The sequence below is a fragment of the Pseudomonas sp. AK106 genome (assembly GCF_053903055.1).
In genome coordinates this window covers 5,239,767-5,260,136 of the sequence record NZ_CP096426.1, presented here as the reverse complement: position 1 = coordinate 5,260,136, position 20,370 = coordinate 5,239,767, and the positions used below count along the sequence as shown (strand labels likewise).

Here is a 20,370-nt window from a genome sequence, read left to right as displayed (position 1 = left end):
CCATGAATTGTTCGAGAGTTCTGTTGATGACCCATCCTGCGCTGATAGATGAGCTGAAGACCCTGGTTGAGCCCGGCAAGGTCCTGACCGACGCCGATTCCCTCGAAACCTACGGCAAGGACTGGACCAAACATTTCGCCCCGGCGCCCACCGCCATCGTCTTTCCGAAGACCACCGAACAGGTGCAGGCGATCGTCCGCTGGGCCAACGAACGCAAGGTTGCGCTGGTGCCGTCGGGTGGTCGCACCGGGTTGTCCGCCGCCGCCGTTGCCGCCAACGGTGAGGTGGTCGTCAATTTCGATTACATGAATCAGGTGCTCGAACTCAACCTGACAGACCGCACTGCCATCTGCCAGCCAGGCGTGGTCACCAAGCAGCTGCAGAATCTCGCCGAAGAAAACGGCTTGTATTACCCGGTGGACTTCGCGTCTTCAGGCTCCAGTAATATCGGCGGCAACATCGGCACCAACGCCGGCGGGATCAAAGTGATTCGTTACGGCATGACCCGCAACTGGGTCGCGGGCCTCAAAGTCGTCACCGGCAAGGGCGACCTTCTCGAACTGAACAAAGACCTCATCAAAAACGCCACCGGCTATGACATGCGCCAACTATTCATTGGCGCTGAAGGCACGCTCGGGTTCGTGGTCGAGGCGACCATGCGTCTGGACCGCGCGCCGAAAAACCTCACCGCGATGGTCCTCGGGACCACCGATTTCAACGCCATCATGCCGGTGCTGCACGCGTTCCAGAGCAAGCTGGACCTGACCGCATTCGAGTTCTTCTCGGACAAGGCGCTGGCCAAGGTCATGGCCCGCGGTGACGTGCCGTCCCCGTTCGAAACCGAGTGCCCGTTCTACGCACTGCTGGAATTCGAAGCGACCACCGAAGAAGTGGCCAACCACGCGCTGGAAACCTTCGAGCACTGTGTTGAGCAGGGCTGGGTGCTGGATGGCGTGATGAGCCAGAGCGAACAGCAACTGCAGAATCTGTGGAAACTGCGCGAATACATTTCTGAAACCATCTCCCACTTCACGCCGTACAAGAACGACATCTCGGTCACCGTTTCGAAGGTCCCGGCGTTTCTTGCTGAAGTGGACGCGATCGTTGGCCAGCATTACCCGGATTTCGAAATCGTATGGTTCGGCCATATCGGCGACGGCAATCTGCACCTGAACATCCTCAAACCGGAAAACCTGAGCAAGGACGAGTTCTTTGCCAAGTGCGCAACGGTGAACAAGTGGGTGTTCGAGATCGTCCAGAAGTACAACGGCTCGATCTCCGCAGAACACGGCGTCGGTATGACCAAGCGTGACTACCTGCACTACAGCCGTTCGCCGGTGGAAATCGAATACATGAAGGCCGTCAAAGCGGTGTTCGACCCGAACGGCATCATGAACCCCGGCAAAATCTTCGCGGTGTAAGCGGTTCCCCCATTACAACAAGCTTCTCAGGAGCGCTCATGAGCTATCAGCACAAGTACGTCGACGGTACCAAGGTTCACTTTCCGCTCGGTAAAGTCGTTTGCATCGGCCGCAATTACGCCGAGCACGCCAAGGAGCTGGACAACCCGGTACCGACCGAGCCATTGCTGTTCATCAAACCGGGCAGCTGCGTGGTCGGGGTCGAGGGAGGCTTCAGCATTCCTCAGGACCGAGGTTCGGTGCACTACGAAGCCGAGATCGTGATCCTGATCGGCAAGCCGCTGAGCAAGAACCCGAGCCGCGAAGAAGTCCTCGACGCAATCTCCGGCTTCGCCCCGGGCCTGGACCTGACGCTGCGTGACGTGCAGTCGAAGCTGAAAGAGAAGGGCCTGCCCTGGGAAATCGCCAAGTCGTTCGACGGCGCGGCGGTCATTGCGCCGTTCGTATCCGCTGACGCCTACCCCGATCTGACCGACATCGCCATCCGCCTGACCATCAACGGCGAAGTCCGCCAGGACGGCAACAGCAGCCACATGCTCAACCCGATCGTGCCGATGATCCAGCACATGGCCTCGCAGTTCTCGCTGCAGGCCGGCGACCTGATCATGACCGGCACGCCCGCAGGCGTAGGACCGTTCACTGTTGGCGATGAGATCGTGCTGGAGCTGACTGGCCAGAGCCGTTTCGAAAGCGACGTTCGCGGATGACACAGCGTAAAAGCCGTGCGCGTTTCCGCTGGTGGTGGTTGCTCGTTGCAGCGCTGGTGATTTTGGCCGGTCTGTCTTATGCCTGGCACTGGGACGATCGCGGCCTGTTGTGGCTGCGCGAGCGCAACGTCACGCAGGCCGAGCGCGCAGCGGGCATCTGGCTGCCGGATTACAAGGTCGACATCGACGCCAAGCCGCTGGCCGGCATGGAAGAAGACGAGGCCTCGGACCTGTCCTACGACCCGGCGACCAAAACCCTGTATTCGGTGATGGGTAAAAACCCTTTCCTTTCCGAGATCACGCTGACCGGCGACGTCATTCGCAAAATCCCGCTTGTAGGCTGGGGCAACCCTGAGGGTGTAGCCGTTCTGGGCGACGGCCTGATTGCCATCGTCGATGAGCGTCAGCACCTGATGACCATCGTCCACGTCACGCCTGAAACCAAAACCCTCAACATCGCCGACTTCCCCAAGTACGACCTGGGTCCGTCGAAGGATCAGAACAAAGCCTTCGAAGGCATCGCCTGGGACCCTCGGGATCAGCAGTTCCTGTTTGGCGAAGAGCGTCCGCCGGCGTTGTACAGCTGGAAGGCCGACGGCAGCAGCGAAGTGAAGGGCGAGAAGCGCAAGCTGATCAACGACAACCTGATCGTGCGCAATCTGTCGTCCCTGTACGCGGACCAGAGGACCGGGCATTTGCTGGTGCTGTCCGCCGAGTCGCACATGCTGCTGGAACTGGACGGCAAGGGGAATCAGGTCAGCTTCATGACGCTGCTGCATGGTTTCAACGGGCTGAGCCAGACCATCCCGCGCGCCGAAGGGGTGGCGATGGACGAGAACGGCACCATTTACATGGTCAGCGAGCCCAACCTGTTTTACACCTTCAAGCGGCAGTGACGCCGGGCCGGTTTCGACTTGATGGTCTGCCCACTTTCGCTTGAGCTCTGAAAAGGTCGAACGAGATGTCACATCGCTTTCAGTTTGGCTTCAGAATACGGTGATATTAAAGCCGCCCCACTGAAGTCGAGCCCCCTGCATGCGTCGTGTGTCCCCGTTCCAGAGCGTCCTGCTCACGTTACTTGTCCTGTTGATACTGACCGCGTCCTTTTTCGTGGCGCGCGAATACCGGGTCATCGAGCGGCTCTGGTTCAACTGGTACGTGTTCTGGCAATCCAGCGACGCGCAAGCGCTGGGCCTCGACGCCTATGAGGTCGAGATTGAGGCGCGGGCCATCGACGGCCTGACGGCTAACGTCTCGGCCCTCAGCTTCGATCCGCAACGCAAGACCCTCTTTACCGTGACCAACAAAAATCCCGAGCTGGTCGAGCTGAGCCTGGAAGGGCGGATTCTCAGACGAATTCCCCTGACCGGGTTCGGAGACGCTGAAGCGGTCGAATACATCAGCCCCGGGATTTACGTCATCAGTGACGAGCACAGTCAGCGGCTGATCAAGGTTCACGTGGATGACGACACGACATTCCTCGACGCCGCCGATGCCGAGCAGTTGACCCTGGGCATGGATGCCGGCGGCAATAACGGCTTCGAAGGCCTGGCCTACGATAATCAGGGCCGCCGCCTGTTCGTCGCCAAAGAGCGGCGGCCGGTGCAGATCATCGAAGTGCGCGGCTTTCCTGACGCCGGAACCCATTCCCCGAACATCCTGGAAGTGACGTCCAGCAAGCAGCGGGATGCCGGCCTGTTCGTCCGTGACCTTTCCAGTCTGCAGTTCGATGAGCGCAGCGGGCACTTGCTGGCGCTGTCGGATGAGTCGCGGCAGATTCTCGAGCTGGACACTGAGGGCAAGCCCGTCGCTAACGTGTCACTGACCAAGGGCAGCATGGGCCTGAGCAAAAGCGTGCCCCAGGCTGAAGGCATCGCCATGGGGGAAGACGGCACGTTGTACGTGGTGAGCGAGCCGAACCTGTTTTATGTGTTCAAGAAACGCTAACCCGGCGCTGGATGTGGCGAGGTTGGGAGAGCTGCGCATCACGGGTAGGCGTGACCGAGATCCCGAGCCCACCGCTGTCCAGCAAAATCAGCCTTGCCCCGCAACAATCAGCGCTTGAGGGTTTTCACGCCTTCTTGGGTCCCCAGCAGCAGCAGATCCGCCGGGCGCGCGGCGAACAGGCCGTTGGTGACGACGCCGACGATGTTGTTGATCTGCGCTTCCGCTTCCACCGGGTTGGTGATGTTCATGTTGTGCACATCGAGGATGATGTTGCCGTTGTCCGTCAGCACGCCCTCGCGGTAGACCGGGTCGCCGCCCAGCTTCACGAGTTCTCGGGCCACGTGGCTGCGGGCCATCGGGATCACTTCAACCGGCAGGGGGAACGCGCCCAGCACCGGCACCAGCTTGCTGGCATCAGCGATACAGATGAAGGTTTTGGCCACGGCGGCCACGATCTTCTCGCGGGTCAGGGCTGCGCCGCCGCCTTTGATCAGGTTCAGGTGCTCGTCGCTTTCGTCGGCGCCGTCGACGTAAAACTCCAGGTCGCTGACCGTGTTCAGTTCATACACCGGAATGCCGTGACCCTTGAGACGTGCGGCCGTTGCGTCGGAGCTCGCGACTGCGCCGTCGAACGCGCCTTTGTGCAGGGCCAGTGCGTCGATGAAGCAGTTGGCGGTAGAGCCGGTACCCACGCCCACGACGCTTTTGTCGTCGAGTTTCGGGAGGATGAAATCGACGGCGGCCTGGGCAACGGCCTGTTTGAGTTGATCCTGGGTCATGCGAGGTGGGCTCCGGTTACAGGTAATAGCGATAGGTCCGAGGGCCGGCAGTATAACGACATGCCGTGGCCAAAGCCTGAGTCTTGATATGGTCGTGCGCCGGGACGAGGGGTAGACTTCCGGGTCTTGCCCCTTCGCCAGCGATTCTTCCCCGATGCTCGAGCACTACGTCAAAAAGATCCTTAACTCCCGCGTGTACGACGTTGCCGTGGAAACCCCGCTGCACGCCGCCCGCCAGCTCTCCGAGCGCTTGGGCAACAACGTCCTGCTCAAACGCGAAGACTTGCAGCCGGTGTACTCCTTCAAGATTCGTGGCGCCTACAACAAGCTGGCGCAGCTGAGCCCGGAAGAACTGGCGCGGGGCGTGGTGACGGCGTCGGCGGGCAACCATGCCCAAGGCCTGGCGCTGGCGGCGAAGACCCTGGGCGTTTCGGCGACCATCGTGATGCCGAAGACGACCCCCGAGATCAAGGTCGAAGGCGTGCGCTCCCGGGGCGGAAAGGTCGTACTGCACGGCGACTCGTTTCCCGAAGCATTGGCGTATTCGCTGAAGCTGGTCGAGGAACATGGCTACGTCTACGTCCACCCCTACGACGACCCTGACACCATTGCCGGGCAAGGCACCGTGGCAATGGAAATCCTGCGCCAGCATCAGGGGCCACTGGACGCGATCTTTGTGCCGGTCGGCGGCGGCGGGCTGATCGCCGGCATTGCCGCGTACGTCAAATACCTGCGCCCGGAAATCAAGGTGATCGGCGTTGAGCCGGACGATTCCAACTGCCTGCAACAGGCCATGGCCTACGGCGAGCGCGTGGTGCTGCAACAGGTCGGGCTGTTTGCCGATGGCGTGGCGGTGGCGCAGATCGGGCAGTACACCTTCGAGATCTGCAAGGACTACGTCGACGAAGTCATCACCGTCAGCACCGATGAAATCTGTGCGGCGATCAAGGACATCTACGACGACACCCGCTCGATCACCGAGCCCGCCGGCGCGCTGGGCGTGGCCGGGATCAAGAAGTACACCGAACAGTACGAAGTCGCCGGGCAGACCTTCGTTGCCATCGACTCCGGCGCCAACGTCAACTTCGACCGCCTGCGGCACGTCGCCGAGCGCGCCGAACTGGGCGAAGGCCGCGAGGCGATCATTGCCGTGACCATTCCGGAACAGGCGGGCAGCTTCAAGGCCTTCTGCGAGGCCATCGGCAAGCGGCAGATCACCGAATTCAACTACCGCTACCACACCGACCGCGAGGCGCACATCTTCGTCGGCGTGCAGACCCACCCCGACACCGACCCTCGCAAAGCCCTGATCGCGAGCCTGACGGAACAGGGTTTTCCGGTGCTGGACCTGACCGACAACGAACTGGCCAAGCTGCACCTGCGGCACATGGTCGGCGGGCATTCAGAACGGGTGAGTGACGAAGTGGTACTGCGCTTTGAATTCCCCGAGCGGCCGGGTGCGCTGTTCAACTTCCTGAACAAGCTCGGCGGGAAATGGAATATTTCAATGTTCCACTACCGCAACCACGGTGCGGCGGATGGCCGAGTGGTGGCGGGGTTAGTGGTGCCGGAGGATGAGCGGCATCTGGTGCCCCAGGCGCTGGCGGAGATTGGTTATCCGTATTGGGACGAGACCAAGAACCCGGCGTACAAGCTGTTTTTAGGGTGAGCTCCGAAGACTGACACTGCTGACTTCAGCGGTTCATGCCCGGACCTACAGGATCAACAGCGGCAGCGGCATGCAACCGGCTGCTAATCTTGAAGCACAGCCAGACACAGGGACACGAACACAATGGAACACTTCGCTGCACTGAAAATCCTGCACATCGCCAGCACGGTGCTGCTGTTCATCTGCGCGCTCGGGTTGCTCGTGTGGATCGTGCGTGGCCGTCGGGCCGGCGATGCGACGGTGCAGAACCGCGCTATGCAACGGCCGTGGGCATTTGTCTGGGTGCTGATGGGCGTGTGCCTGTTAACCCTGCCGATCAGCGGCTGGTGGCTGGTCCACTACGCCGGTTGGCCGCTGGGACAGACCTGGCTGCTGGCGGCGAGCGTGCTGTATCTCTTCGGCGCCTTGAGCTGGGCCTGGCTGGCGGTGCGGGTGAACCGCCTGCGCCGGCCGGTGATCGTGGGCAATTCCCGCTTCACCCTGGCCCTGGCCATCTTCAGTGTCGTTTGCTTCGTGGCGATCGCCGGTCTGATGGGCGCCAAACCGGTTTAACCCCCGTCATCAAAGCTGGCGGCAACGCAGCTCAACCTGCCGACAAAGAACAGTGCGAGCGAGCTTGCTCGCGAAGGCTTTTCAACCGCGCAGTGAAATCACCGGCCAGCCGCGACGGGTGGCTTCGGCGCGCAGCTTTTCATCAGGATCGACTGCGACCGGATTTGCCACCTGCTCCAGCAGTGGCAAATCGTTCATCGAATCACTGTAGAACCAGCTGTCGTCCAGGTTGAAGCCGTTTTCTTCGATCCAGCGATTCAGACGGGTGACTTTGCCTTCGCGGAAGCACGGCACGTCAGTGGTGCGCCCGGTGTAGCGACCGTCGACGACCTCGCACTCGGTTGCCAGCAACGTGTCGATACCCAGCCGGGCCACGATTGGCGCGGTCACGAAACGGTTGGTCGCCGTGATCACCACCAGCTTGTCGCCCGCGTCGCGGTGTTTGGCGATGAGGGCCATGGCCTTCGGCAGGATCAGGGGTTCGATGCAGTCGCGCATGAATTCCCGGTGCCATTCGTCGAGCTGCGCCATGTCAGTGCGCCCGAGGATTTCCAGGCTGAAATTCAGGTAGTCGGTCAGGTTTAGCGTGCCGGCCAGATAGTCCTGATAGAAAGCGTCGTTGCGTGCCTTGTACGCAGCACCATCCAGGATGCCGCGCTCGCACAGGTAATCGCCCCAGGCGTGGTCGCTGTCGCCGCCGAGGAGGGTGTTGTCGAGGTCGAAGAGGGCCAGACGCATGGGCTTTACTCGCTGAAATATCAGAAAAAAGAGCACAAGAATACGAGGTTTGCCCGAGAGATCGCATCTATTAATGCAGTTGTCACGATAAGCTGTCGCAGCCTCGTTGCTGCCTTCACGATCTTTGTGGAACAATGCGGCGACATGCGTTTGCGAGGTTGTGGCCGTGATCGACCCCGATGGTTTTCGCCCTAATGTCGGGATAATTCTGACAAATGATGCTGGCCAGGTCTTATGGGCTCGGCGCATCAATCAAGACGCCTGGCAGTTTCCGCAGGGGGGTATCAACCCTCAGGAGACCCCGGAAGACGCGCTTTACCGTGAATTGAATGAAGAAGTCGGGCTGGAACGGCATGATGTTGAAATTCTTGCCTGCACCCGGGGTTGGTTGCGCTATCGTCTGCCGCAACGATTGGTCCGTACCCACAGCCAGCCGCTGTGCATCGGCCAGAAGCAAAAATGGTTTCTCCTGCGCCTGATCTCCAACGAGCAGCGGGTGCGGATGGATTTGACCGGCAAACCGGAGTTCGATGGCTGGCGTTGGGTCAGTTATTGGTACCCGCTGGGCCAGGTGGTGACATTCAAGCGCGAGGTATATCGCCGCGCACTCAAAGAGCTTGCCCCGCGCCTGTTGGCGCGCGACTGACACGGAGTTCGACCCCGAGCCATGCTCAATACGCTGCGCAAGATCGTCCAGGAAGTTAACTCCGCCAAGGATCTCAAGGCGGCGTTGGGCATTATTGTATTGCGCGTAAAAGAGGCCATGAGCAGCCAGGTCTGCTCGGTCTATCTGCTCGATCCTGAAGCGAACCGCTTCGTGCTGATGGCCACCGAAGGCCTGAACAAGCGCTCGATCGGCAAGGTGAGCATGGCCCCGAACGAGGGCCTCGTGGGTCTGGTGGGTACGCGTGAAGAACCGCTCAACCTCGAAAACGCCGCCGATCACCCTCGTTATCGCTACTTCGCCGAAACCGGCGAAGAACGCTACGCCTCGTTTCTCGGTGCGCCGATCATCCACCACCGCAGGGTAGTGGGCGTCCTGGTCATCCAGCAAAAGGAGCGACGTCAGTTCGACGAGGGCGAAGAAGCCTTCCTTGTGACGATGAGCGCGCAGCTCGCAGGCGTTATCGCCCACGCAGAAGCCACCGGCTCCATTCGCGGGCTCGGTCGGCAGGGCAAGGGCATTCAGGAAGCCCGATTCGTCGGCGTGCCAGGTTCGCCGGGAGCCGCCGTCGGTACCGCGCTTGTCATGCTGCCGCCGGCCGACCTTGAAGTCGTGCCGGACAAAACCGTCACTGACATCACCGCCGAACTCAAACTGTTCCAGACCGCCCTTGAAGGCGTGCGCAATGACATGCGCACCCTTTCGGCGAAGTTGGCCACACAATTGCGCCCAGAAGAGCGCGCGTTGTTCGATGTGTACCTGATGATGCTCGACGATGCGTCGCTGGGCAGCGAAGTCACCAACGTCATCAAGACCGGCCAGTGGGCCCAGGGCGCGTTGCGTTCGGTGGTCAACGAGCACGTCAAACGCTTCGAGCTGATGGACGACGCCTACCTGCGTGAGCGTGCATCGGACGTCAAAGACCTCGGTCGCCGCCTGCTCGCCTACCTTCAGGAAGCGCGCCAGCAAACACTGGTCTACCCCGACAACACCATCCTGGTCAGCGAAGAGCTGTCGCCCGCCATGCTCGGCGAGGTGCCGGAAGGCAAGTTGGTAGGCCTGATTTCGGTACTCGGCTCGGGTAACTCCCACGTCGCTATTCTGGCCCGGGCCATGGGCATTCCCACGGTCATGGGGGTGGTGGACCTGCCGTACTCGAAAGTCGACGGCATCCAGTTGATCGTCGACGGCTACCACGGCGAAGTCTTCACCAACCCGTCCGAGATCCTGATCAAACAGTATTCCGTCGTCGTCGAAGAGGAGCGCCAGCTCTCCCAAGGCCTCGACGCGCTGCGTGAATTGCCCTGCGTAACCCTCGACGGCCATCGCATGCCGCTGTGGGTCAACACCGGTCTGCTGGCAGACGTTGCTCGCGCGCAACAGCGAGGCGCGGAAGGCGTCGGCCTGTACCGCACCGAAGTCCCGTTCATGATTCAGCAGCGGTTCCCGAGCGAAAAGGAACAGCTCGCCATCTACCGTGAGCAATTGGCGGCGTTTCACCCGTTACCGGTGACGATGCGAACGCTGGACATCGGCGGCGACAAGTCGCTGTCGTACTTCCCGATCAAGGAAGACAACCCGTTCCTCGGCTGGCGCGGCATTCGCGTCACGCTGGACCACCCGGAAATCTTCCTGGTGCAGACCCGCGCCATGCTCAAAGCGAGCGAAGGTCTGAACAACCTGCGGATTCTGCTGCCGATGATCTCCGGCACCCACGAGACCGAAGAAGCGCTGCACCTGATCCACCGGGCATGGGGCGAAGTGCGCGATGAAGGCACCGACGTGCCGATGCCGCCAGTGGGCGTGATGATTGAAGTGCCGGCAGCGGTCTATCAGACCCGTGAGCTGGCGCGTCAGGTGGATTTCCTGTCTGTCGGCTCCAACGACCTGACCCAGTATTTGCTGGCGGTCGACCGCAACAACCCGCGGGTGGCGGATTTGTACGACTACCTGCACCCGGCGGTGCTCCAGGCCCTGCAGAGCGTGGTGCGCGATGCCCACGCCGAAGGCAAGCCGGTGAGCATCTGCGGCGAAATGGCCGGTGATCCTGCGGCGGCGGTGCTGCTGATGGCGATGGGCTTCGACAGCCTGTCGATGAACGCCACCAACTTGCCGAAAGTGAAGTGGATGCTGCGTCAGATCAACCTGAGCATGGCCAAGGACCTGTTGGCCCAACTGATGAAGAACGATAACCCGCAAGTCATCAGCAGCTCGCTGCAGCTGGCGCTGAGGAATCTGGGCCTGTCGCGGATGATCAATCCGGGGTCTGTGAAGGGGCACTAAGGGCTGGCGCTGCGCTGCTCTTAGTGGGACCGGCTTCAGCCGGGAAGAGGTGGAGTCAAATCTGCAGGTCCACCTTACCCAATCTCCCGCCATACGGCCCAAAGCTACGCTCGATCAGCCGCCGGCTGCCATCCGCATTCACCCGCAACACCGTGCTCGCCCGCGTGCCGTAATTGGGGCTGGCGATGAACACGCTCGACAGCAATTTCTCCGTCGCAAGCCCAACGCCGGTGCTTGGCAGTTCAGCGTCCGGCGCAGGCGCGTGATCGCTGAGAAAGCCAAATAACGCGTCGGGATCAGGATTGTTCAGCTGTTCGAACAGGGCGGCTTTGGCTTTCACCAGCTTAGGCCACGGCGTGTCGAGCCCGGCGTTGGACACACCGTAAACGCCTGCTTCCAAGCAGCGGGGTGTCGAATCGTTGCCGTTGAGGAAGTGCAACTGCTGACGATCACCCACCAGCAGATTGAACCCGCCGTATTCCGTTGATCTCGCTGCGATCTCACTCAGGTACTCATCTACGGACACATCGCTGGTCAAAAAACGAGCAACCAATTCACCCCGCGAACGACGGCCAGGCGGCTTGCCCGGCTCGCGGATGTTGGTAAGCGCTGCGAATCGTCCGCCAGCGTTGATACCCAGCCACGTCCCACCCGCTTCTAGATCGCGCCCGGCATACACCTGCGGCGCCTCTTCCCACTGGGCCAGCGGCAGAGTAGGACGGGCGTAGAACTCGTCACGATTGGCCGCCAGAATCAGCGGCTGAGCGTGCGTCGGCCGCCAGGCGAAGACGATAAGGCACATGGATGACTCCTTTTTGCGCCACTTTACCCACCCCGCACGCCGACATCCATCGCACGCTGCTAGAGCGGATCGGCGCGGTCCGGTAACATGCCGCACTGTTTTTGAGAGATGTCTGCGCTAGTGAGAGCGGCATCGTCGGCGTGCGAGGCTTTCATCGCGGTCGCTCTTACACCAGATTTCATCATTATTGGGTGGCACGACCTGCTGCCGCCGCCGCATAGTTCTGCTTCGTCGCTCAATGAGCGCTTCTATTTCAAGGAGTCGCAATGCTGCCTTACCCGCAGATTGACCCGGTAGCCGTGGCCATCGGTCCGCTGCAAATCCATTGGTACGGCCTGATGTATCTGGTCGGTATCGGCAGTGCCTGGTACCTGGCATCCCGTCGCTTGAATCGCTTTGACCCGACGTGGACCAAAGAAAAGCTCTCGGACATGATTTTCTGGGTCGCCATGGGCGTCATCGTTGGTGGACGGCTGGGCTACGTGCTGTTCTACGATCTGCCCAACTACATCGCCAACCCGCTGCTGATCTTTGAAGTGTGGAAGGGCGGCATGGCGTTCCACGGCGGCTTCATCGGCGTGATGATCGCGACGTACTGGTTCGGCAAGCGCAACGGCAAGTCGTTCTTCCAGCTCATGGACTTCATCGCGCCCATGGTGCCGATCGGTCTGGGTGCCGGGCGCATCGGCAACTTCATCAACGCCGAACTGTGGGGCAAGCCGACTGATCTGCCCTGGGCCATGGTGTTCCCCACCGACCCTGCGCAGCTGCCGCGCCACCCGTCACAGCTCTACCAGTTCGCGCTGGAAGGCGTGGCCTTGTTCGTCATTCTCTACTTTTTCTCCCGCAAGCCGCGTCCGACCATGGCCGTTTCCGGCATGTTCGCGTTGTTCTACGGCATCTTCCGCTTCGTGGTGGAGTTCGTCCGCGTGCCGGATGCCCAGCTCGGTTATCTGGCCTGGGGCTGGGTCACCATGGGGCAGATCCTCAGTCTGCCGATGATCATCGGCGGCCTGGTGCTGATCTGGCTGGCTTACCACCGCGCGCCCGCTGCCAACAACGCTGCGGTGTGACGCGCCGGGTACATCTGCTGAACGCCGGACCTTATGGGTTCGGCGGATTCACCGAAACAGAGGGCCTCTGGTCATGAAGCAATACCTTGAACTGCTGCAGGACGTCATCAACAACGGCACCCGCAAGGGCGACCGCACCGGGACCGGCACCACGGCCGTGTTCGGTCGGCAGATTCGCCACAACCTGGCCGATGGCTTCCCGCTGCTGACCACCAAAAAGCTGCACTTCAAAAGCATCGCCAACGAGCTGATCTGGATGCTCAGCGGCAACACCAACACCAAATGGCTCAACGAAAACGGCGTGACCATCTGGGACGAGTGGGCCACTGAAGACGGCGATCTGGGCCCGGTGTACGGCGCGCAGTGGACCGGCTGGCCAACCAAGGATGGCGGCAAGATCAACCAGATCGACTACATGGTCGACTGCCTGAAGAACAACCCAAACAGCCGCCGCATCCTGTTCCACGGCTGGAATACCGAATACCTGCCAGACGAGAAGCTGTCGCCGCAGGAGAACGTCAAGGCCGGGCGCCAAGCGCTTGCGGTGTGCCATTTGCTGTACCAGGCCTTCGTGGCCGACGGCAAGCTGTCGATGCAGTTGTACATCCGCAGTTCCGACGTCTTCCTCGGCCTGCCGTACAACATCGCCGCGCTGGCGCTGCTGACCCATATGCTGGCTCAGCAATGCGACCTGATCCCCCACGAGATCATCGTCAGCCTGGGCGACACTCACGCTTACTCCAACCACGAGGAGCAGATCGCGACGCAGCTCACCCGCACCCCGCGACAGCTGCCGCAGCTGAGCATCAAGCGTCGCCCTGAAAGCATCTATGACTATCGATTCGAAGATTTCGAGATCGTGGGTTATAACGCGGATCCGAGCATCAAGGCGCCAGTGGCTGTTTAAGCGCTGATCCGAAGCCATTCGCTAGACCTGCAGGAGCGCGCTTGCCCGCGATTGCGATTTGCCTGCGCCTCGACATTGCCTGACACACTGCGTTCGCGGGCAAGCGCGCTCCTACGCCCATCCTGACAGTGGGACCGGCTTTAGCCGGGAAGGCGTCGTATGCCATACCACAAGCCGTTCAATGCCCGTGGCTGCGCCCTACGTGAGAGTGTTCGACATCGGCAGCCACGACACTCCCGCTGATTTCCAGTCGATCCAGAATCCCGCAGTGATCCGGCGCGCCTTCGCTGCAGCGTTGGCGCAGGTCGACCAGTTGCTCCTGCAACGCTTGCAGGCTCGCGACGCGGGCGTTCACGTGCTGGATGTGTTCGTCGATCAGCGCGTTGACGTTCTCGCACTGGTCTCGCGGACTGTCGCGCAACGCCAGCAGGCTGCGGATCTCGTCGAGCGTCATGTCCAGGCTGCGGCAGTTGCGGATGAAGGTCAGGCGCTCGACGTGCTCCTGGGTGTACAGCCGATAGTTGCCGTCGCTGCGTGCAGGCTCACTGAGCAGTCCTTCGCGCTCGTAATAGCGGATGGTTTCCACCGGGCAGTCCGTCAGTTTCGCCAGTTCGCCGATTTTAAATGAAGGATTCATGCGCAAGACCTCAATAGGACGCTTGACCCTATAGTGGCTACAGGGTGTTCACTTGGCAACACGCACATTTAGAGACTCAATCCATGAGTGACTCTGTACACAAATCTTCCTCGCACAAACCCGCTCACGACGCGCCCGAACATACCGAGCACGAGCACGAGCACGCTGCCCATGATCATTCCGGCCATGACCACGCCGATCACGATCACGCCGGTCATGACCACGGGGAAGCCAAACTCACGCCCGTGCACAAACACGACCACGCTGCCCACGCGTGCTGCTCCCACGACAGCGCACCGTCCGTCGTGACCATCGATGGCGCATCAGACGCTGAAGGTCAGCTCAGCAGCTTCCGCATCGAAGCCATGGACTGCCCCACCGAGCAGACGCTGATCCAGAACAAGCTCGGCAAGATGAAGGGTATTCAGAAGCTTGAATTCAATTTGATCAACCGGGTGCTGGGCGTGTGGCATGAGCTGCCGTCCACCGACCCCATCCGCGAAGCCATTGGCGCGCTGGGCATGCAGGCGGACTTGATCGAGGAGGGCGCCGACAAGGAAGCCGCGTCGCTGCCGCCCGCCAACAAACCGTGGTGGCCGCTGGCGTTGTCGGGTGTCGCTGCGTTGACTGCGGAAGTCATCCATTTCACCAACGCCGCACCCACCTGGGTGGTCGCCATCGTCGCGCTGATCGCCATTTTCAGCGGCGGCCTGACCACCTACAAAAAGGGCTGGATCGCCCTGAAAAACTTCAATCTGAATATAAACGCGCTGATGAGCATTGCCGTTACCGGTGCAGTGCTGATCGGGCAATGGCCGGAAGCGGCGATGGTGATGTTTCTGTTCACCGTCGCCGAGCTGATTGAAGCCAAGTCGCTGGACCGTGCCCGCAACGCAATCGGCGGCCTGATGCAGCTGGCGCCGGAAACCGCCACCGTGCAGCAGAACGGCGAGTGGCTTGAGCTTGAGGTCAAGGATATTGCGTTGGGCAGCGTCGTCCGGGTCAAACCGGGCGAGCGCATCGGGCTGGACGGTGAAGTGGTTGCCGGCCAGTCGAGTATCGATCAGGCGCCGATCACCGGTGAAAGCCTGCCGGTCGAGAAAACCGTGGGCGACAAGGTCTTTGCCGGCACGATCAATCAGGCCGGTTCGCTGGAATACAAAGTGACCGCCGCCGCCAACAACTCGACGCTGGCGCGGATCATCCACGCCGTCGAGGCGGCCCAGGGTGCGCGTGCGCCGACTCAGCGTTTCGTTGACAGCTTTTCCAAAATCTACACGCCCGCCGTGTTCGCGCTGGCGCTGGCGATTGCGATCATCCCGCCGCTGTTCATGGGGGCGGTGTGGTTTGACTGGATCTACCGCGCGCTCGTGTTGCTGGTGGTCGCGTGCCCGTGTGCGCTGGTGATTTCCACGCCAGTGACGATCGTCAGTGGTCTGGCGGCAGCGGCGCGCAAAGGCATTCTGATCAAGGGCGGCGTGTACCTGGAGATGGGGCACAAGCTCGATTATCTGGCCCTCGACAAGACCGGCACCATCACCCACGGCAAGCCGGTGCAGACCGATTACGTGTTGCTCGATGCGTCATTGGGCGAACAGGCGCTGGCGATCTCGGCGAGTCTGGCGGGCCGCTCGGATCACCCCGTTTCTCAAGCCATTGCCAAGGCGACGCAGGAAGGCGCTCGGTTGCCGGTTGAAGCGTTCGAGGCGCTCGCAGGGCTTGGCGTGAAGGGCGAAGTGCAAGGGCGTTTGTACCATTTGGGCAACCACCGTCTGGTGCATGAAGCCGGGTATTGCTCGCCGGAGCTGGAAGCGCAACTTGAAGCGCTGGAAAGCCAGGGAAAAACCGTGGTGCTGCTGTTCGATGCCTCCGGCCCGTTGGCGTTGTTTGCGGTGGCCGACACGGTCAAGGACAGCAGCCGCGAGGCCATTGAGCAGCTGCATGCGCTGGGCGTGAAGACGATGATGCTGACGGGTGACAACCCGCACACGGCCAAGGCCATCGCCGCTCAGGTGGGCATCGATCAGGCCCAGGGCAATCTGATGCCGACCGACAAGCTGCAAGCCATCGAAGCCCTGTATGCGCAGAACCATCGCGTGGGCATGGTCGGCGACGGCATCAACGATGCGCCGGCGCTGGCCCGGGCGGAGATCGGTTTCGCCATGGCGGCGGCTGGCACGGACACCGCCATCGAAACCGCCGACGTGGCGCTGATGGATGATGATCTGCGCAAGATCCCGACCTTCATTCGCCTGTCGCGGGACACGGCGGCGGTGCTCAAGCAGAACATCGCGCTGGCGTTGGTGATCAAGCTGATCTTTCTGGCGGTGACCTTCGCCGGCATGGCGACCATGTGGATGGCGGTGTTCGCCGACATGGGCGTGAGTCTGTTGGTGGTGGCCAACGGGTTGCGGTTGTTGAAGAAGTAACGCTGATGACCAGGAATTGATGGCGCTCAGACTTGCCTCTTCCCGGCTGAAGCCGGTCCTACTAACGCCACGCGTACATTGATGATGGTGCCCATGCTCTGCGTGGGCACCATCATCCGGTTACTTCCCGTACTTCTCCCGCCCCCAGGCGATCATTTCTTCCAGCAAGCCTTTCAACACCGCCTGCGTTGGCTCGGCCAGATCCGGGCGGTAGTGGAAGGGCACGAACTCGTCCATGTAGGTGCTCTGCGCCAGTTCCAGTTGCACCGCGTGGATATGGTTGGCCGGATCGCCGTAGTGGCGGGTGATATGGCCGCCCTTGAAGCGCCCATTCAGCACATGGCTGTAAAGCTTCGCGGCAGCGCATGCGGTGTCCAGACGCTGGGCCAGCGCTTCATCACAGCTCGCGCCGTTGAACGTGCCCAGGTTGAAGTCGGGCAGTCGACCATCGAACAAGTGCGGGATGTGCCCACGAATGGAATGCGCATCGAACAGCAGTGCGTAGCCGAACTCGGCGCGCAGGCGTTCGAGCTCGCTGCGCAGCGTGTCGTGATACGGCGTCCAGATCTTCTCCAGATAGCTCGCGCGTTCCTCCTTGCTCGGCGCCAAACCCTCCCTGAACAGCGGATCCCCCTCGAACAGCGTCGAGGGGAACAACCCGGTGGTCGCGCCGGCGTACAGCGGCGTATCGTCGGACGGGCGATTGAGGTCGATGACGAAGCGCGAATATTCCGCCGACAGCACGCTGGCCCCCAGATCAGACGCAAAGTCGTACAGGCGCGGAATATGCCAGTCGGTGTCCGGCAGGCTCACGGCCTCATCCACCAGACCGTCACGCACAACGGGCGTCAGGTGCAGCCCCGGGTGCGGCATGCTGATCAGCAGCGGTACGCGACCGCGAGTGAAACTCAGAACCTTGTCCACAGTATTCCCCTGATTAGAGAGTGCGTTCCACGCCATGACGCACGACGCGTTTGTCCAGATCGCCGCCCAGCCAGTAGGCGAGGTCGGCAGGCCGTTCGATGTGCCAGGCGACGAAATCCGCCGTCTTGCCCACCTCCAGCGAACCATGGGTCCCCGCCATGCCCAGCGCTTGAGCGGCGTGGATGGTTGCGCCGGCCAGGGCTTCTTCCGGCGTCATACGGAACAGCGTGCAGGCCATGTTCAGCATCAGCCGCAGCGACAGGCCCGGCGACGTGCCCGGGTTGAGGTCGGTGGAAATGGCGATCTTCACCCCGTGTTTGCGCAGGGCATCCATTGGCGGCAACTGAGTTTCGCGCAAGAAGTAGAACGCACCCGGCAGCAAGACGGCGACCGTGCCTGAGGCCGCCATCGCGATGGCGTCTTCTTCGGTCATGAACTCCAGATGGTCAGCCGACAGCGCCTGATAACGCGCCGCCAGACTCGAGCCATGCAGCGAGGACAACTGCTCGGCGTGCAGCTTGACTGGCAGCCCCAACTGGCAGGCGGTGATGAACACCTGTTCGACCTGTGCCGGCGAGAAGGCTAGGTATTCGCAGAACGCATCGACCGCATCCACCAGATTCTCCGCCGCCAGCGCGGGCAACATTTCGCTGCAGATATGGGCGATGTAGTCATCGGCGCGGTCTTTGTATTCCGGGGGCAAAGCGTGGGCGGCGAGGCAGGTGCTGCGCACGGTGACCGGCAGGTTTGCGCCCAGTTGACGAATCACCCGCAGGATTTTGCGTTCGCTGGCGAGGTCCAGGCCGTAGCCGGATTTCATCTCGATCGTGGTCACTCCATCCCTGAGCAGATGAAGCAGACGACGTTCGGCGCTGGCGTAGAGTTCTTCTTCACTGGCGGCCCGGGTAGCGCGCACGGTGCTGGCGATGCCGCCACCCGCTGCGGCGATCTCGGCGTAGCTCACGCCCTGCAAACGCTGCTCGAATTCACCGCTGCGGTTACCGCCGAACACCGTGTGGGTATGGCAATCGATCAGGCCGGGCGTCACCCATGCGCCGTTCAGGTCGATGCGCTTGACGTCGCCCGGGTCCGGCAGGTCTCGGAGAGGACCGATCCAGACGATCTGCGCTGCATCGGTCACGATGGCGGCGTCCTCGATGATCGAGTACGTGCCGTTCGCCATGGTTGCTGCGTGACAGTGGTGCCAGAGCGTTTTCATCGATGCCTCCAAGGGTCCGGTTTCACAACCTGTTTCGGATATTGCAAGTGCTAAGTGTGGGAGTGAGCTTGCTCGCGAAGAGGCAAGTGAGTCCGCCGAATCTCCGGCGCCTGAACTTCAGTCTTCGCGAGCAAGCTCGCCCCCACACGGACCGTTCATGACAGTCCATTTATCAGCTGTTTGATGTGGCCTTTATCAGGTCCTGCTTCGGCTTGACCCATACCCAGTACGCAACCACCAGCAACCCGATCCACACCGCCCCCACCGCCAGCGCGGCCTGGCTGTCCGGGAAATAACCCAGCACGCCAAACACAAACACCATGAACAAGGTGGCAACAATCGGCGCGACGGGCCAGAACGGCACCGGGAATTTCAGCTGGGCGACTTCTTCTGCGCTCATGGAGCGGCGCATGGCGATCTGCGTGACCAGAATCATCAGCCACACCCAGACCGTCGCGAAGGTCGCAATCGAGGCGATCAGCAGGAACACGTTTTCCGGAATCAGGTAATTCAGCACAACGCCGCAGAGCAGCGCGATGCCCATCACCAGCACGGTCATCCACGGCACGCCTTGGGCGGACAACTGAGCAAAACCCTTTGGCGCCTGACCTTGTATCGCCAGGCCGTACATCATGCGTCCGGCACCGAAAATGTCGCTGTTGATCGCCGAAACGGCTGCGGTGATCACCACGATGTTGAGGACGGTGGCCGCGGATGAAATCCCCAGGTGATCGAAGATCTGGACGAACGGGCTGCCCTGGCTGCCGATCTGCTGCCACGGGTACAACGACATCAGGACGAACAGCGTGAGCACGTAAAACAACAGAATCCGCAGCGGCACCGCGTTGATCGCGCGGGGAATCACGCGCTCCGGATTACGTGCTTCACCGGCAGTGATGCCGATGATTTCGATGCCGCCGAAAGCGAACATCACCACTGCCAGCGAGGCCACGAGGCCGCTGATGCCGTTGGGCATGAAGCCGCCGTAGGCCCACAGATTGCTCACGCTGCTGACGCCGCCGCCCGACACCGAACCGATGCCGAACAGCATGATGCCGAAGCCCGCGAGGATCATCGCGATGATCGCGCCGACCTTGAGCAGCGACAGCCAGAACTCCGTTTCACCGAACACCTTGACGCTGCACAGGTTCAGCGCGCCGATCAGAAACACAATGCCGAGCACCCAGATCCAGCGGGGCACCTCGGGAAACCAGAAGCCCATGTAGATGCCGAACGCAGTGACATCGGCCAGACAGACGATGACCATCTCGAACGCGTAGGTCCAGCCAAGGACAAACCCGGCGAGTGGGCCCAGGTACGTGGTGGCGTACTCGCCGAACGAGCCGGACACCGGGTTGCGCACGGCCATCTCGCCGAGGGCGCGCATGACCATGTAAACGGCAGCGCCGGCGATGATGTACACCAGCAGCACGGCGGGGCCAGCCAGCTTGATCGCCGACGCGGAACCGTAGAACAACCCGGTGCCAATGGCCGAGCCCAGCGCCATGAAGCGTATGTGACGCGCGCTGAGCCCGCGTTTAAGATCTGTAGCGTTTTGCGATGTCATTTCACACGTTCCTAGTCTTACTTTTTGCTGCGAAATGAGCGGCTCTTGTGGG

General features: G+C 61.4%; 18 protein-coding genes. 11 read left to right on the top strand and 7 right to left on the bottom strand.

Annotation, left to right across the window (positions count from 1 at the left end):
- The first annotated feature begins 26 nt into the window (after positions 1 to 26).
- From M1E04_RS23000 to M1E04_RS22985, 4 genes are all read left to right on the top strand, one after another.
- On the top strand, positions 27 to 1,421 hold the full coding sequence (locus M1E04_RS23000; protein WP_192131029.1) for an FAD-binding oxidoreductase: 1,395 nt from the start codon (positions 27 to 29) through the stop codon (positions 1,419 to 1,421).
- A 38-nt stretch (positions 1,422 to 1,459) separates the two neighbouring features.
- Positions 1,460 to 2,128, top strand: a complete 669-nt coding sequence (locus M1E04_RS22995; protein WP_456292100.1) for a fumarylacetoacetate hydrolase family protein — start codon at positions 1,460 to 1,462, stop codon at positions 2,126 to 2,128.
- A complete protein-coding gene (locus tag M1E04_RS22990; RefSeq protein WP_192130842.1) occupies positions 2,125 to 3,024 on the top strand; it encodes an SdiA-regulated domain-containing protein in 900 nt (299 codons plus the stop codon). Before M1E04_RS22995 ends, M1E04_RS22990 begins: the two co-directional genes overlap by 4 nt.
- A 139-nt stretch (positions 3,025 to 3,163) precedes the next feature.
- Positions 3,164 to 4,075, top strand: a complete 912-nt coding sequence (locus tag M1E04_RS22985) for an SdiA-regulated domain-containing protein (protein WP_065987346.1) — start codon at positions 3,164 to 3,166, stop codon at positions 4,073 to 4,075.
- 107 nt (positions 4,076 to 4,182) lie between these two features.
- On the opposite strand, the gene rpiA is transcribed toward M1E04_RS22985, so the two are convergent.
- Complete coding sequence (rpiA, locus tag M1E04_RS22980) at positions 4,183 to 4,854, bottom strand: ribose-5-phosphate isomerase RpiA (protein ID WP_192130844.1); 672 nt, start codon at positions 4,852 to 4,854, stop codon at positions 4,183 to 4,185.
- A gap of 154 nt (positions 4,855 to 5,008) precedes the next feature.
- On the opposite strand from rpiA, the gene ilvA reads away from it, so the two are divergent.
- Positions 5,009 to 6,523, top strand: a complete 1,515-nt coding sequence (gene ilvA, locus M1E04_RS22975; RefSeq protein WP_456292099.1) for a threonine ammonia-lyase, biosynthetic — start codon at positions 5,009 to 5,011, stop codon at positions 6,521 to 6,523.
- A 123-nt stretch (positions 6,524 to 6,646) separates the two neighbouring features.
- Positions 6,647 to 7,075, top strand: coding sequence for a DUF2269 domain-containing protein (locus M1E04_RS22970; RefSeq protein WP_456292098.1), 429 nt, complete (start codon positions 6,647 to 6,649; stop codon positions 7,073 to 7,075).
- Positions 7,076 to 7,156: 81 nt separating this feature from the next.
- Here the strand turns inward: M1E04_RS22970 and M1E04_RS22965 are convergent, their stop codons facing one another.
- Positions 7,157 to 7,813 (bottom strand): histidinol-phosphatase, encoded by a 657-nt coding sequence (locus M1E04_RS22965; RefSeq protein WP_065986725.1) that lies wholly within the window; start codon positions 7,811 to 7,813, stop codon positions 7,157 to 7,159.
- Positions 7,814 to 7,979: 166 nt separating this feature from the next.
- On the opposite strand from M1E04_RS22965, the gene M1E04_RS22960 reads away from it, so the two are divergent.
- Entirely contained in the window at positions 7,980 to 8,459 is a 480-nt protein-coding gene (locus M1E04_RS22960; protein WP_062379340.1) for an RNA pyrophosphohydrolase, read from the top strand.
- A gap of 21 nt (positions 8,460 to 8,480) precedes the next feature.
- Positions 8,481 to 10,760 carry a phosphoenolpyruvate--protein phosphotransferase gene (gene ptsP / locus M1E04_RS22955; protein ID WP_065986723.1) on the top strand — a complete coding sequence of 760 codons (2,280 nt, stop codon included), beginning with the start codon at positions 8,481 to 8,483 and terminating at the stop codon, positions 10,758 to 10,760.
- 55 nt (positions 10,761 to 10,815) lie between these two features.
- On the opposite strand, the gene M1E04_RS22950 is transcribed toward ptsP, so the two are convergent.
- Complete coding sequence (locus tag M1E04_RS22950) at positions 10,816 to 11,562, bottom strand: NRDE family protein (protein ID WP_456292097.1); 747 nt, start codon at positions 11,560 to 11,562, stop codon at positions 10,816 to 10,818.
- A 266-nt stretch (positions 11,563 to 11,828) separates the two neighbouring features.
- Between M1E04_RS22950 and lgt the strand changes: the two genes are divergently transcribed.
- Complete coding sequence (lgt, locus tag M1E04_RS22945; RefSeq protein WP_065986720.1) at positions 11,829 to 12,635, top strand: prolipoprotein diacylglyceryl transferase; 807 nt, start codon at positions 11,829 to 11,831, stop codon at positions 12,633 to 12,635.
- A 73-nt stretch (positions 12,636 to 12,708) separates the two neighbouring features.
- Entirely contained in the window at positions 12,709 to 13,542 is an 834-nt protein-coding gene (locus tag M1E04_RS22940) for a thymidylate synthase (RefSeq protein ID WP_065986719.1), read from the top strand.
- Between the two features lie 178 nt (positions 13,543 to 13,720).
- Here the strand turns inward: M1E04_RS22940 and cadR are convergent, their stop codons facing one another.
- Positions 13,721 to 14,179 (bottom strand): Cd(II)/Pb(II)-responsive transcriptional regulator, encoded by a 459-nt coding sequence (gene cadR / locus M1E04_RS22935; protein WP_122533975.1) that lies wholly within the window; start codon positions 14,177 to 14,179, stop codon positions 13,721 to 13,723.
- Positions 14,180 to 14,262: 83 nt separating this feature from the next.
- Here cadR and M1E04_RS22930 point away from each other — a divergent pair, with 83 nt between their 5' ends.
- The gene (locus M1E04_RS22930; protein ID WP_456292096.1) at positions 14,263 to 16,608 is read left to right on the top strand and encodes a heavy metal translocating P-type ATPase; all 2,346 of its coding nucleotides are present in this window, start codon (positions 14,263 to 14,265) and stop codon (positions 16,606 to 16,608) included.
- 120 nt (positions 16,609 to 16,728) lie between these two features.
- On the opposite strand, the gene hutG is transcribed toward M1E04_RS22930, so the two are convergent.
- The 3 genes from hutG to M1E04_RS22915 form a co-directional block, all read right to left on the bottom strand.
- Entirely contained in the window at positions 16,729 to 17,532 is an 804-nt protein-coding gene (hutG, locus tag M1E04_RS22925; protein WP_065986714.1) for an N-formylglutamate deformylase, read from the bottom strand.
- A 13-nt stretch (positions 17,533 to 17,545) separates the two neighbouring features.
- A complete protein-coding gene (hutI, locus tag M1E04_RS22920; protein ID WP_456292095.1) occupies positions 17,546 to 18,751 on the bottom strand; it encodes an imidazolonepropionase in 1,206 nt (401 codons plus the stop codon).
- A gap of 172 nt (positions 18,752 to 18,923) precedes the next feature.
- A complete protein-coding gene (locus M1E04_RS22915; protein WP_456292094.1) occupies positions 18,924 to 20,318 on the bottom strand; it encodes an amino acid permease in 1,395 nt (464 codons plus the stop codon).
- Positions 20,319 to 20,370 lie beyond the last annotated feature (52 nt).